Genomic DNA, 11,773 nt, shown 5'->3' on the forward strand with positions numbered 1-11,773 from the left:
GCCCGCGCGTCGATGGGAGGCGGTGGTGGACCCCGGCATGGGTTATCATCCATGCGCGTCCCTCGCGCACCGCGAAGCCTCGTCCCGTTGTGGAAAAGCGCGCGGCGGGCCCGGTGTGCGCGGTTGTGTGTGAGTTGGTGTCTTGAGTGGTGATTGGGCGGCGTGGTCGTGGTTTCTGCGGGAAAAATCATCAGGTTTGACGACGTTCGGGGTTATGGGTTCATCGCACCGGTAGGCGGCGGGGAGGACGTCTTCTTCCACGCGAACGACTTCGGGGAGAGCCGCCACCTGCTGCAGGTCGGCCTGACGGTCAGGTACGAGGCGATAGCGGGCGACCGCGGGCCGAAGGTCCTGTCGGTGCGCATCGTCGACCCGGCGGACAGCGCCCTCGGTTCGGCCCCGGACTGGGAGCGGCGAGCCGGGTCCGCGGCGGACGACGACGGGATGTGCGACGTCCTCGCGTCCCGTGAGTTCCTGACCGACGTGACCGAGATGCTGCTGCGGCACGTGCCGTCGCTGACCGGCGCCCAGATCATCGAAGTGCGAAAGCAGTTCGTCGATTACGGCCGGGCCCACGGATGGGTGGAGAACTGACCTGACGCCTTGCCCAGGAGCCCGCGTCTCCGGGCAAACCGGTCGGCTCCACCCAGTCGAGGGCGGCCGCTCCCGCCCACCCCGAGGGCCAGGCCCAGCCGGTGCGCGGCCGGCCCCATCAGCGCGGCGGCGTTCTTCTCCGCACCCCAGCGGATGATCGCCCCGGAGGCGGCCCGAGCGCACCACGTACAGGATCGCATTGACGATTTCCGGCGGCGGCTGCCCGCCGGTGCTTCATTGATCGTCGAGAAAGAGCTCTTCGATCTTCAGGTCGAACACCTTGGCGAGGCGGAAGGCGACGGGAAGGCTTGGATCGAACTTCCCTGTTTCGATGGCGTTGATCGTCTGCCTTGACACGCTGACACGCTGAGCCAGGTCAGCCTGCGTCCAGGCACGTTCGGCCCGGAGTTCCGTGATGCGGTTCTTCATCGGTATCTGATCTTGCCGACGATGACGGCGAGCAGGTAGACGACTCCCAGGGACACGGGGACGGCCGCGATGTCGACGTCGTAGGTGACGAGACCGGCGGCGTCCGCGACGACGTAGGCGAATCCGCCGATCCATCCCACTCCTAGGGTGATCCCCAGCGCATCCTGCACGATCTTCCGCTGCAACTCATCTTGTTCTCGGAGGAAGCGGGTGAAGGCGACGATCCATCCGATGCCGATGGCCAGATTGGCGCCGACCGCGGCCCAGCTCGCCACCGGTTGCTGCGAGTCCCACGCCCGTTCGGGACCGAACTTGGCCAAGGCAAGGCTCGCCGCCCAGGCGAGTGTCCAGAGTGCTAGTCGAACGGTGCTCCTGATCGATTCCCGATAGTCCCCGGTCGCGTTGTGTGCTTGCACGCGTTGCCCTCCCTGCGGTGCGAAGTCAAGTTCACTTGACACGGTAGAAGGCGCCCGTCGCGATGTCAAGTTCACTTGACATCGGCCGAGCCGGCCCCAGCGGCGAGCTGCCCGCCCGTGATCACGGCAGCGCCCGCGCGACGGTCTCCACCGCCGGCGCCGGTACGGGCATGGCCGGTCGGCGCGTGCGCGGCCACTTCTTTCCTTGGCGGCTTCACCGGCAGCCCGCTGCGACTTGCGGAGCTGAGCCGCTGGCCACCAGGACGACGAGACCTAGGTTGTGAGTTCCTCGATCATGGCTTCGGCCAGAGTGGCCGTGCGGTCCTCGTCGTCGTCCAGGGCGATGATGACGAAACTGGAGCACTGATCGGCGAGGCGGACGAGTTGCGCGTTCAGCCCGGCCCACCTGCCGCCGTGCCGGTAGATCCGTCGGCCTGCGTGCTCGCGGACGTCGAGGCCCCACGCGTAGTCGAGCTGCGTGCCGTCGTCCAGGCGGCCGGGCGTCTGCAGGAGCGCGGAGACGCCCAGCTCGTCACGTTGCAGGGCCTGGTTCCAGCGGATGAGGTCCGGGAGTGTGGACCAGACCCCGCCGTCGCCCAGGGACAGCGGTGCCGGGTAGTGCGGGGCGAGGGGTGCGGCTCGGGGCGGATGCGGGGCCGGGCCGGGCCAGTATCGGCTGTTGGCCATCCCGAGCGGGGTGAACACGTGCTCGCGGGCGAAGTCGGGCAGCGGCCGGCGCGCCGCGCGTTCGATGATGACGGCCAGGCAGACGTAGCCGGCGTTGCAGTAGCGGTATTCGGTCCCCGGTGCGCTGACGAGGTGGTCGAGCCGGACAAGTGCGCGGATGACGCCGGCGGTGGTGCGGTCGAGCTTCGCGCGATGGAGATCGTCGAATTCGACGCCCTCGGGCAGGCCGCTCGTGTGGGAGATCAGGTGGCGCAGGCGCACGGTGGCCGCCCACGTGGGGAGCTCGGGCATCCACTGCGCCAAAGTTGATTCGGTGTCCAGCCGACCCTGTCGCACGAGCAGGGCCGCGCAGGCGGCCGTGATCTGTTTGGACAGCGATGCGGTGCAGACGATCGTGCCGGCAGTCAACGGCTCCCCGCCTGCGGTCCGTCCACGGGTCAGGAAGGCGGGCGGTGCGCTGTCCCGCTGTACGCCGACCATGAGCGGGTCGTGGGCGCCGTAGCCGGCCATCCTGGTCAGAGCGGCGGTCCGGTCACGAAGCCGCGTTGCCGGTGTTCGGTCGGAGTTCGATGGCATCGATTCAGGCCGACACTGCCGCGGTCAGGTCGACCTCGATGAGCTGTCGTTGGTATTCGAGCGACGTCACTCCTGGCTGTGTGCTTGCGATGGTGAAGGCTTCTGGCCGGAGAGGTCGAGCGGACGCCGGCCGGCCAGGTGCAGGAGCCGGTCGGCGTTGGAGATGGTCACATGGCTGTAGCCGGGCCGGTTCATGAACCGTCGACGGATTGAACTTTTCGATCACCGGCTCAGTATTGAAGCGCTCCCGGCGAGGTGTACATCGATTAAATCACCGGCGTCCTTCCCATCCGTCCTCGAACTGATCGCCGCAGGCAAGAGCGCCACGACCGGGCGGGCCGAGCTAGAGATTGCGCGCAGGGTGAAGGATCGGCCGGCGGGGTCGCCCGGATTCCCGGGTTCAGTCGGCGGGAGGTCCCAGGTCTTCCTGACGGCGCGACAGCGTGAGCCGTCGCCGCAGCGGATCGATCTCGATGATGATCACGGTGACCTCGTCGCCTGATGCCTCTGCGGTCGGGGCGGTGAGCTCGCTGAGGGGGATCAGGCCTTCGATGCCATCTGCCACGCGGACAAAGGCGCCGAAGGGCACCACTTTGCTGACCGAGCCGGGCAGAGTCTGCCCCACGTGAACGCTGCGCGCGAACTGGTCGAAGTGCTCGAACGGGTCGGGCTGGGTGGCCCGCAACGACAGGCGGGCTTCGCCGTTGAATGGGTCGAAGACGAGGAATTCGCAGGTGATGTGCTCGCCCACGGAGACGACCTCAGATGGGTCCTCGAAGCGGCGCGAGGACAGCTCGGGCATGCTGATGAAGCCAACGCCGGGAAAGACGGGATGATCGGGTCCGTCATCCAGATCGACGAAGACGCCGAAGCGTTCGACAGCCGCAACGGTGCCCGACAGCCGCTGCCCCGGACGCAGTGCCGTCAGATACGCCCATAGCTGTGGGTTCTCGGTCGCGGACCGCGAGAGCCGTACCTGTCGCTCTCGGAGGTCAACGGCGATCACCTCGGCGGAGACCCGGCCACCGACCTCGACGATTCCGGCAGCGAATCGCCCGGAGAACCGCCAGGAAAGATCGAGCGGGCCGATGACGCCGACTGGATCGCCGGCGAAAGCGTCGAGAAGCACGGTCGTTCCCGATTGCCCGACTGCTGCAACGGTCCCCGTGAGGACGTCACCGACCTTCACCGTCCTCAGGAACGCGGTGAGGAACGATTCGTCCTCCTCCACTGCCCCCATGGCTGCAAGGCTCTCACGAGCGCCGGGCGCCGGCCGGTCGGGCGGGGTTCCTTGGCATGCGCGACCAGCTTGACCCAGCTGACCAACCCCCGTGTCCTCGCGCCCGCCGTCGACCATGCGCGGTCGTGTCAGCGGCGGCGTCAGGACGGTGACGGCCCGGTATCAGGGCGGTCGGCGATGGTGGACGCCATGAAGGGTTCAGCGATCGCGGCCTCGGAGCCGGGACGGGGCTCGCAAGATCGAACACTGTAGGCAAGGAGATTCATGATGGGACAGGGCAACGGCGGCTTCTCCGTGGCAGGGCTGCGCAGGCTGCGTGAGGTGCTGGCGCGGTATGTCGAGTCGGGGAGGATCCCCGGGCTGGTCGCCCTGGTCAGCCGGGGCGGTGAGACGCATGTCGAGGCGCTCGGGACGATGCGGCATGACGGTGGTGCGCCGATGCGCCGGGACACGATCTTCCGGATGGCCTCCACGTCCAAGCCGCTGTCGATGGCGGCGGCGATGGTGCTGCTGGACGAGTGCCGGCTGCGGCTGGACGACGTGGTGGAGCCGTGGCTGCCGGAGCTGGCCGGCCGGCGAGTGCTGACGCGGATCGACGGCCCGCTGGACGACACCGTGCCGGCGCGGCGGCCGATCACCGTACGGGACGTGCTGACCTCCACGTTCGGGCTCGGCATGGACATGACGGCGCTGGGCACTCCGATCATGGGCGCGCTCTTCGAGCAGGGGCTCACGCCCAATCTGCCGGTGCCGATGCCCGAGCCGGATGAGTGGATGCGCCGCCTGGGCGAGCTTCCGCTGATGTACCAGCCCGGCGAGCGCTGGCAGTACCAGATCAGCAACGATCTGCTCGGCGTGCTGGTGGCCCGGGTCACCGGCCAGTCGTTCGAGGCGTTCCTGCGGGAGCGCATCTTCGACCCGCTGGGCATGAAGGACACCGGCTTCCACGTGCCCGCCGACCAGATCGACCGGCTGCCGCCCCTCTACGCCCCCGACCCGCAGACCGGGGAGTTCCTCGTCTGGGACGAGGCCGAAGGCGGACGCCACAGCAAGCCGCCGGCGTTCCAGGGCGGAGGCGGCGGGCTGAACTCCACCGCCGACGACTACCACGCCTACTTCCGGATGCTCCTCAACGGCGGTACCCACCAGGGCAAGCGGATCCTGTCCCGGCCCGCCGTCGAGCTGATGACCACCAACCGCCTCACCCCCGAGCAGAACGCCGCGCGCAACGCCCTGGCCACCGACAACGTTCACGTGTCGTTCGGTCAGGGACAGCACGGCGGCTGGGGCATGGGCATGGCGGTGCGCACCTACCGCGGCGACTACGCCCCCATCGGTCAGTTCGGCTGGGACGGCGGCAGCGGCACCTCGACCTACGCCGACCCCGCCAACCAGCTCACCGGCATCCTGCTCAGCCAGGTCGGACTGTCGGTCCCGGATCCGGCGCGGCTGATCCACGACTTCTGGACCACGCTCTACCAGGCCATCGACGACTGACCCCGAGCCCACACCCGGCACGCCCGCCCTCCACCCCGCTGGTCGGCCCCTGCCTCAGCAATCCAATCGGGGCAGGGGCCGCATCCACCATCCGCCCGTTCCATCGAATCTCCGCACCCCTTGAAGGAGCACCACCATGTCCCTCACCCTGAGCAGCCAGGACAAGATCACCCTGCGCACCGCCGCGTACGGCGCCGTCTCGCTGATGTCCGCCGCTGACGCCGCCGGCAAGCCCCACCGGGCCGCCACCCACGGCTCCATCGCCCTGGCCTCCGCCACCGGCCTGGTCGGGCACGTGCTCGCCGAGTGGCCCAAGGGCGTGAACCTGCGCGGCAAGTCCGTGGCCGAACTCGCCGACCTCGTGCTGCCGGCCCTGACGGCAGCCATGGACCTGCTGAAGAGGCAGGCTCCGGCGGAGGCCGACAACTTCCGCCGCACCGTCCTCGTCGCCGTCGAAGCCGCCGCCCGGACCCACCAGGGCCGGCCCAGCCCGACCCTGGCGGACATGGCCCGCAAGGTCACCGAAGCCCTCGACGCCGCTTGACGGGATGTCGGCCCGCACGGGCCCCAGCGTGCACGGGGTGACACGGTGGCGGGCTGGGGACGTCCCAGCCGCCGGCACATGATCGACAATCTGACGGCCGGGCGCACGGTTCGCGCAGAACCACTGGTCGCTGAGCCGCTCGACACCGCTGAGGTCGGGTAAGCCGTCATCGTCGACCTGGCCGGCACCTCGATCTCGCTGCCGCTGCGAGCCACCATCTCGGGTCTCGGGCCACCCCGGCGGTGACCGACTGGCCAGGGGTGCTTCCTGTTTGACCTGGTCGCCGGGCGGACCGATAGTGGAGTGACGCGGAGGGGAGTACTCGCCGTTCGACATCCCGGCCGTCATCACGGTCTCCACGCCTGGGGGAGGCCCGGCGGGATGGCCCTTCCGGCCCCGGCGCGGTCGGGGCTGAAGGGTGCGGGAAGACCTTCGTCCTCATGGCCGCATGCCCAGGCGAGGCCGAGGGGGTCCTCATGCCGAACATCGTGCTTCCCGAGATCCTGCTGGGTGTCCTGCTGATCTTCTCCGCGCTCGTCAGCGCTGCCGTGCTTTGGGTCGGGCCGCCACGCTCCCGTGCCGCCGGCGGCCGCCCCCGCGACCACTTCCGCCACGTGCCCGTCGAAGACCGCCCCGACTGGCCGGGAACGCATCGCTGATCTCGCGCCTGGGGCGGGCCCTCAGCCGAGCAGTTTCCGGGTGCCGGGCGGGCCGTCGGCCGAGCAGTTTCCGCGTGCCGGCTGTGCCGTTGGCCTTGCAGAGGTGGAGGTCGGCGTTCGTGTCCAGGATGAGCTCGCCCGCGACGTGGAAGCCGTGGGCGGCCCCACGAACTGGACGCGGCCGAGCTGGAGCGCGGCCTGCTGCCCCGAGGTGTAGACGCCGATCCCGGCCTGCCCGAGCGCGGCTACGCCGACACCACCCGGCGACCCCCGGCTGTTCTCGGCGGCGCTCATGCCTCGAACCAGCGCTCGACCTGGCCCTGGGCCAGCCTGGCCACCCGCTCCGCGCCCATCACGGGCATCAGCGCGGCCGTGACGACGACGCCGCCGGCACGCCACACCGCGTCCGGGGCGAGCACCGCGACCCCCGGCCGAGTCGTCAACAAAATGCTCAATTGATGAGCACTTTGGCAGGGAGGATGGTGGTCATGACGATCCTCATCGACGACGCCGCCGCCTGGCGCGGCTGGCTGGCCGACCACCACGACAGCGCGACCGAGGCCTGGCTCGTGATCGCCAAGAAGGGCACCACCGAGCCGACCAGCCTCACGTACGCGCAGGCCCTGGAGGAGGCGCTGTGCTTCGGCTGGATCGACGGCCTGGCCCGCGCCCGCGACGGGGCGACGTACCTGCAGCGGTTCAGCCCGCGCCGGCCGCGCAGCCCGTGGTCGCGGCCCAACGTCGCCCGCGTCGAGCGCCTGCGGCGGGAGGGCCGGATGCGGCCGGCGGGCCTGGCGGCGGTCGAGCGCGCGCAGGCCGACGGCCGCTGGCCCGCGACCGACCCTGCCTGATCCGCAGCCGGTCAGCGGGGTGAGCCGGTCGCGGTGCGGCCGTACTCCCTCGGGCTTCCTGGCGCGCGCCGCGCACGATCCGGCCTGGCGCGCGCCGCGCACGATACGGGCGGGGTGGGGCGGGGGTGGGCGACGTCCCCCGGGCCCCACCCGCCGTTGTTCTACGCGAACTGGCCGGGCTGGTAGGCGCCGGCCGGCTGCTGGGTGATGACGTTCAGGCGGTTGACCATGTTCATCAGGGCGATGAGGGCCACCAGGGCGCCGAGCTGGTCCTCGTCGTAGTGCTTGATGGCGTTCGCCCAGACCTCGTCGCTGACCCCGCCGGCGGCGTCGGCGACGCGGGTGCCCTGCTCGGCCAGCTCCAGGGCGGCCCGCTCGGCCTCGGTGAAGACCGTCGCCTCCCGCCAGGCCGCGACCAGGTTGATGCGCACCGAGCTCTCTCCCGCGTGCGCGGCTTCCTTGGTGTGCATGTCGATGCAGACGGCGCAGCCGTTGATCTGGCTGACGCGGAGCGACACCAGCTCCTGCGTCGCGGCGGGAAGGGGCGAATCCTTCATGACCTTGCCCATGGCCATGAAGTGCTTCACGAGCTTCCCCGTGAACGGGTTGGCGATGTAGTTGAAACGGGCTTCCATCTGATCTCTCCTTGCCGTGTCGGCTGTTACCTCGACCGACGAGATGGCTCGCGAGATGTGATGGCCTGCCGGATGTGACCTCCGTCTCCCCGGGACGGCCGGCCTGCCGTCAGCGATCCGCGGGAGGGAGGCGGCGCAGCAGGTACGTGTCCATGATCCAGCCCTTGCGGGCGCGCGCCTCGGCGCGAACCTCGCGGATCCGGTCGCCCACCTCGGCCACCGGCCCGGACACCAGGATCTCGTCGGGCGTCCCCAGGTACGCGCCCCAGAAGATGTGGAAGTCGTCGAGACCGGCGAAGGAGCAGTGGGCGTCAAGCATGACGACCACGTCGTCGGCGGGCGCGCCCCGCTCGGCCAGGCGGCGGCCGGTGGTGAGGTGGACGGGCCGCCCGACCTGGGTGAGCGTGGTGCGGTGGCGGGCGGTGAGCGCGGCCACGCTGCTGATGCCGGGGATGACCTCGTGCTCGAAGGCGACGTTCCCGCGCTGGAGGATCTGCTCGACGATGGCCAGCGTGCTGTCGTACACGCCCGGATCGCCCCACACCAGGAACGCGCCCGTCTCGCCCTCGCCCAGCTCGTCTCGGATGAGCGCCTCGCACGCCAGCGCGCGGCGCGCCCGCCAGTCGTCGACGGCGGCGGCGTACGCGGGCGCGGTGCGGTCGCGCTCCGGGTCGCGGGCCTCCACGATCCGGTACGGCCCGCGGCCGTGCTCGGCGATCAGGTCCAGCCGGAGCTGTACGAGCTCGTGCTTGACCTCGCCCTTGTCGACGATGAGGAACACGTCCGTGGCGGCGATCGCCTTGACTGCCTGCAGGGTGAGATGGTCGGGGTCTCCGGCGCCGATCCCGATGACGAGTAGCCGCTTCACCCGCAAGAGTCTGCCAGAGCTCCGCGTATACGATATGCCTCGCTATTCACCCGAGGAGGCCTGAGCAGGCCCGAGGAGCATCGTGGACCTGGTCGAGCTGGGCGACGCGTTCGCCGCCTTCTGGCAGGAGCGGCACCTGTGCACGCTCTCCACCGCCCGCGCAGGCGGCCCGCCGCACGTGGTGCCGGTGGGCGCGACGCTGGACCTGGCCGCCGGCATCGCCCGGGTGATCACCTCGGGGTCGTCGTACAAGGCCAGGCTCATCGGCGCCGGCGGCGCCGCGGTCGCGCTCTGCCAGGTGGACGGCCGCCGCTGGTCGACGCTGGAGGGCCGGGCCGTGCTGCGTACCGAGCCGGAGCAGGTGGCCGACGCCGAGCGCCGCTACGCCGCCCGCTACAAGCCGCCCAGGGTCAACCCCGCGCGGGTGGTCGTGGAGATCCACGTGGCGCGCGTCCTGGGCAACGTGTGATCACGGTCGTCGGCGTCGGCGCGGACGGCTGGGACGGGCTGCCCACCGGATCGCGGCACGCGGTGGAGGCGGCCGAGGTGCTCATGGGCGGCGCCAGGCAGCTCGACCTCGTACCCGTGACGGCCGCCGAGCGCGTGGTCTGGCCGTCGCCGCTGCTGCCCGAGCTGCCCGCGCTCATGGACACGTACGCCGGCCGCGAGGTCTGCGTGCTGGCCAGCGGCGACCCGATGTTCTACGGCATCGGCTCGACCCTGGTACGCCTGCTGGGCGCGGCCGGGATCCGGGTGCTGCCGCACGTGTCGTCGCTGTCGCTGGCCTGCGCGCGGCTCGGCTGGCCGGTCGAGCAGGTGGACGTGGTCAGCCTGGTGGGCCGCCCGCCCGCGGCCCTGACCGCCGCCCTCCAGCCCGGCCGCCGCGTCGTCGTGCTCGGCGCGGGACCCGCCTCCCCGTCCGTGGTCGCCGCGCTGCTGGCCGGGCACGGCTACGGCCCGAGCACCATGACGGTGCTGTCCGACCTGGGCGCCTCCGCGGAGTCCGAGCTGCGCGGCACCGCGGACGGCTGGACGGACGCCGGCGTGTCCCCGCTGCACGTCATCGCCGTCGAATGCGCGCTCGCGCCCGGCGCCGAGCCGCTGGCCAGGGTGCCCGGGCTGCCCGACACGGCGTTCGAGCACGACGGGCAGCTCACCAAGCGGGAGGTCCGCGCGGTCAGCCTGTCGCGCCTGGCCCCGCTGCCCGGCGAGCTGCTGTGGGACGTGGGGGCGGGAGCGGGCAGCATCGCCGTCGAGTGGCTGCGCACCCACCCGTCGTGCGCGGCGGTGGCGATCGAGAGCCGGTCCGACCGCGCCGCCGCCATCGGGCGCAACGCCGACCGGCTCGGCGTGCCGTCGCTGCGCGTCGTGACGGGCCGCGCCCCGGAGGCGCTGGACGGGCTGCCCGCACCGGACGCGGTGTTCGTCGGCGGCGGCGCGACCGCGCCCGGCCTGCTGGACCGCTGCTGGGCCGCCCTGCGCCCCGGCGGCAGGCTGGTGGTGAACGCCGTCACCCTGGAGTCCGAGGCCGTCGTCGGGCAGTGGTACGCCCGGCTCGGCGGCGACCTGGTGCGCCTGGCCGTGCAGCGGGCCTCGCCGGTGGGCGGATTCACCGGATGGCGGGCGGCGATGCCGGTGACAGTGTGGTCGGTGACCAGGAGGGACGTATCGTGACCGTGTACTTCGTCGGGGCGGGCCCCGGCGCTCCCGACCTGATCACGTTGCGCGGGCTGCGGCGGCTGGAGTCGTCGCCGGTGTGCCTGTACGCGGGGTCGCTGGTGCCCCGGGAGCTGCTCGACGCCTGCCCGGCCGGGGCCCGGCTGGTGGACACGGCGGACCTGACGCTCGACGAGATCGTGGCCGAGCTGGTCGCCGCGCACCGCGAGGGCCTCGACGTGACCCGGCTGCACTCCGGCGACCCGTCCGTCTTCAGCGCCGTGGCCGAGCAGATGCGCCGGCTGGACACGCTCGGCGTGCCGTACGAGGTGGTGCCCGGGGTGCCGGCGTTCGCGGCGGCCGCGGCCTCGCTCGGCCGGGAGCTGACCGTGCCCGGCGTCGGCCAGACGGTCATCCTGACGCGTACCTCCGCCCGCGCCACGCCGATGCCCGAGGGCGAGGACCTCACCACGCTCGGCGCGAGCCGGGCCACGATGGTGCTGCACCTGGCGGTCCAGCGGATCGACGCGGTGGTGGCGGAACTGCTGCCCTCGTACGGCGCGGACTGCCCGGTGGCGGTGGTGGCGCGGGCGAGCCGGGCCGACGAGGTGATCCTGCGCGGGACGCTGGCCGACATCGCCGCGCGGGTCCACGAGGCCGGGATCCGGCGGACGGCCGTGATCGTCGTCGGGCGGGTGCTGTCGGCGTCGCAGTTCCCCGACAGCCACCTCTACAGCGCGACCAGGGAGCGGGCGACCAGGGAGCGGGCGTGCGGCGGATCCTGATCCTGGGCGGCACCGCCGAGGCGCGGGCGCTGGCGGCCGAGCTCGCCCCCGACCCCGGCCTGCGGGTCGTGTCGTCGCTGGCCGGGCGGGTGAGCAGGCCGCGGCTGCCGGTGGGCGAGGTGCGGGAAGGCGGCTTCGGCGGGCCGGAAGGGCTGGCCGCCTGGCTGGTACGGGAACGGGTCGACCGGGTGGTGGACGCCACGCACCCGTTCGCGGAGCGGATGACCGCCTCGGCGGTCGCGGCCTCCGCGGCGACCGGGGTGCCGCTGCTGGTGCTGCGCCGCCCGGGCTGGCGCGAAGGGCCGGGCGACGCCTGGCAGCGCACCGGCTCCCTGC

The 11,773-nt window shown here is 71.7% G+C and carries 17 protein-coding genes; 9 read left to right on the forward strand and 8 right to left on the reverse strand.

All coding sequences use genetic code 11. From position 1 onward, the window contains the following. Positions 1 to 162: 162 nt before the first annotated feature. Complete coding sequence (locus AB0J69_RS55745; RefSeq protein ID WP_364136327.1) at positions 163 to 594, forward strand: cold shock domain-containing protein; 432 nt, start codon at positions 163 to 165, stop codon at positions 592 to 594. Positions 595 to 828: 234 nt separating this feature from the next. On the opposite strand, the gene AB0J69_RS55750 is transcribed toward AB0J69_RS55745, so the two are convergent. From AB0J69_RS55750 to AB0J69_RS55765, 4 genes are all read right to left on the reverse strand, one after another. Further along, a complete protein-coding gene (locus tag AB0J69_RS55750) occupies positions 829 to 1,023 on the reverse strand; it encodes a helix-turn-helix transcriptional regulator (protein ID WP_364136329.1) in 195 nt (64 codons plus the stop codon). Further along, entirely contained in the window at positions 1,020 to 1,439 is a 420-nt protein-coding gene (locus AB0J69_RS55755; protein ID WP_364136331.1) for a hypothetical protein, read from the reverse strand. Before AB0J69_RS55755 ends, AB0J69_RS55750 begins: the two co-directional genes overlap by 4 nt. 273 nt (positions 1,440 to 1,712) lie before the next feature. After that, positions 1,713 to 2,636, reverse strand: coding sequence for a serine hydrolase domain-containing protein (locus tag AB0J69_RS55760; protein ID WP_364136333.1), 924 nt, complete (start codon positions 2,634 to 2,636; stop codon positions 1,713 to 1,715). A 466-nt stretch (positions 2,637 to 3,102) separates the two neighbouring features. Further along, positions 3,103 to 3,942, reverse strand: coding sequence for a S1 RNA-binding domain-containing protein (locus AB0J69_RS55765; protein ID WP_364136335.1), 840 nt, complete (start codon positions 3,940 to 3,942; stop codon positions 3,103 to 3,105). 267 nt (positions 3,943 to 4,209) lie between these two features. On the opposite strand from AB0J69_RS55765, the gene AB0J69_RS55770 reads away from it, so the two are divergent. The 3 genes from AB0J69_RS55770 to AB0J69_RS55780 all read left to right on the forward strand — a co-directional run bounded on the left by AB0J69_RS55770 (position 4,210) and on the right by AB0J69_RS55780 (position 6,642). Then, positions 4,210 to 5,439 (forward strand): serine hydrolase domain-containing protein, encoded by a 1,230-nt coding sequence (locus tag AB0J69_RS55770; protein ID WP_364136361.1) that lies wholly within the window; start codon positions 4,210 to 4,212, stop codon positions 5,437 to 5,439. 136 nt (positions 5,440 to 5,575) lie between these two features. Further along, on the forward strand, positions 5,576 to 5,983 hold the full coding sequence (locus AB0J69_RS55775; RefSeq protein WP_364136337.1) for a hypothetical protein: 408 nt from the start codon (positions 5,576 to 5,578) through the stop codon (positions 5,981 to 5,983). Between the two features lie 476 nt (positions 5,984 to 6,459). Beyond that, positions 6,460 to 6,642: a hypothetical protein gene (locus AB0J69_RS55780; protein WP_364136339.1), complete on the forward strand. Its 183-nt coding sequence runs from the start codon at positions 6,460 to 6,462 to the stop codon at positions 6,640 to 6,642. 21 nt (positions 6,643 to 6,663) lie between these two features. Here the strand turns inward: AB0J69_RS55780 and AB0J69_RS55785 are convergent, their stop codons facing one another. Then, a complete protein-coding gene (locus AB0J69_RS55785) occupies positions 6,664 to 6,936 on the reverse strand; it encodes a hypothetical protein (protein WP_364136341.1) in 273 nt (90 codons plus the stop codon). Beyond that, complete coding sequence (locus AB0J69_RS55790; RefSeq protein ID WP_364136343.1) at positions 6,933 to 7,085, reverse strand: hypothetical protein; 153 nt, start codon at positions 7,083 to 7,085, stop codon at positions 6,933 to 6,935. The genes AB0J69_RS55785 and AB0J69_RS55790 overlap by 4 nt, the downstream gene beginning before the upstream one ends. Before the next feature lie 15 nt (positions 7,086 to 7,100). On the opposite strand from AB0J69_RS55790, the gene AB0J69_RS55795 reads away from it, so the two are divergent. Further along, positions 7,101 to 7,493, forward strand: a complete 393-nt coding sequence (locus tag AB0J69_RS55795; protein WP_364136345.1) for a hypothetical protein — start codon at positions 7,101 to 7,103, stop codon at positions 7,491 to 7,493. Positions 7,494 to 7,654: 161 nt separating this feature from the next. On the opposite strand, the gene AB0J69_RS55800 is transcribed toward AB0J69_RS55795, so the two are convergent. Both AB0J69_RS55800 and cobF read right to left on the reverse strand, forming a co-directional pair. Further along, entirely contained in the window at positions 7,655 to 8,128 is a 474-nt protein-coding gene (locus AB0J69_RS55800) for a carboxymuconolactone decarboxylase family protein (RefSeq protein WP_364136347.1), read from the reverse strand. Positions 8,129 to 8,237: 109 nt separating this feature from the next. Further along, the gene (gene cobF, locus AB0J69_RS55805; RefSeq protein ID WP_364136349.1) at positions 8,238 to 8,996 is read right to left on the reverse strand and encodes a precorrin-6A synthase (deacetylating); all 759 of its coding nucleotides are present in this window, start codon (positions 8,994 to 8,996) and stop codon (positions 8,238 to 8,240) included. A gap of 82 nt (positions 8,997 to 9,078) precedes the next feature. Between cobF and AB0J69_RS55810 the strand changes: the two genes are divergently transcribed. The 4 genes from AB0J69_RS55810 to AB0J69_RS55825 all read left to right on the forward strand — a co-directional run. Continuing rightward, complete coding sequence (locus AB0J69_RS55810) at positions 9,079 to 9,465, forward strand: pyridoxamine 5'-phosphate oxidase family protein (protein WP_364136351.1); 387 nt, start codon at positions 9,079 to 9,081, stop codon at positions 9,463 to 9,465. After that, complete coding sequence (gene cbiE, locus AB0J69_RS55815) at positions 9,462 to 10,670, forward strand: precorrin-6y C5,15-methyltransferase (decarboxylating) subunit CbiE (RefSeq protein ID WP_364136353.1); 1,209 nt, start codon at positions 9,462 to 9,464, stop codon at positions 10,668 to 10,670. The genes AB0J69_RS55810 and cbiE overlap by 4 nt, the downstream gene beginning before the upstream one ends. Next, positions 10,667 to 11,437, forward strand: a complete 771-nt coding sequence (gene cobM, locus AB0J69_RS55820) for a precorrin-4 C(11)-methyltransferase (RefSeq protein WP_364136355.1) — start codon at positions 10,667 to 10,669, stop codon at positions 11,435 to 11,437. The genes cbiE and cobM overlap by 4 nt, the downstream gene beginning before the upstream one ends. Beyond that, the coding region (locus tag AB0J69_RS55825) for a precorrin-6A/cobalt-precorrin-6A reductase (protein WP_364136357.1) at positions 11,422 to 11,773 on the forward strand (352 nt) is incomplete at its 3' end. The genes cobM and AB0J69_RS55825, both read left to right, overlap by 16 nt.

Origin of the sequence: Nonomuraea sp. NPDC049709 (genome assembly GCF_040674815.1) — a bacterium.
Taxonomy (GTDB): domain Bacteria; phylum Actinomycetota; class Actinomycetes; order Streptosporangiales; family Streptosporangiaceae; genus Nonomuraea.

Bases quoted from the DNA above. Each gene is read 5' to 3' on its own strand.
- AB0J69_RS55750 (WP_364136329.1), bottom strand. From the start codon at position 1,023: ATGAAGAACCGCATCACGGAACTCCGGGCCGAACGTGCCTGGACGCAG.
- AB0J69_RS55770 (WP_364136361.1), top strand. From the start codon at position 4,210: ATGGGACAGGGCAACGGCGGCTTCTCCGTGGCAGGGCTGCGCAGGCTG.
- AB0J69_RS55785 (WP_364136341.1), bottom strand. From the start codon at position 6,936: ATGAGCGCCGCCGAGAACAGCCGGGGGTCGCCGGGTGGTGTCGGCGTA.
- AB0J69_RS55800 (WP_364136347.1), bottom strand. From the start codon at position 8,128: ATGGAAGCCCGTTTCAACTACATCGCCAACCCGTTCACGGGGAAGCTC.
- AB0J69_RS55795 (WP_364136345.1), top strand. From the start codon at position 7,101: ATGAGCACTTTGGCAGGGAGGATGGTGGTCATGACGATCCTCATCGAC.
- AB0J69_RS55760 (WP_364136333.1), bottom strand. From the start codon at position 2,636: ATGGCCGGCTACGGCGCCCACGACCCGCTCATGGTCGGCGTACAGCGG.
- AB0J69_RS55780 (WP_364136339.1), top strand. From the start codon at position 6,460: ATGCCGAACATCGTGCTTCCCGAGATCCTGCTGGGTGTCCTGCTGATC.
- AB0J69_RS55765 (WP_364136335.1), bottom strand. From the start codon at position 3,942: ATGGGGGCAGTGGAGGAGGACGAATCGTTCCTCACCGCGTTCCTGAGG.
- AB0J69_RS55775 (WP_364136337.1), top strand. From the start codon at position 5,576: ATGTCCCTCACCCTGAGCAGCCAGGACAAGATCACCCTGCGCACCGCC.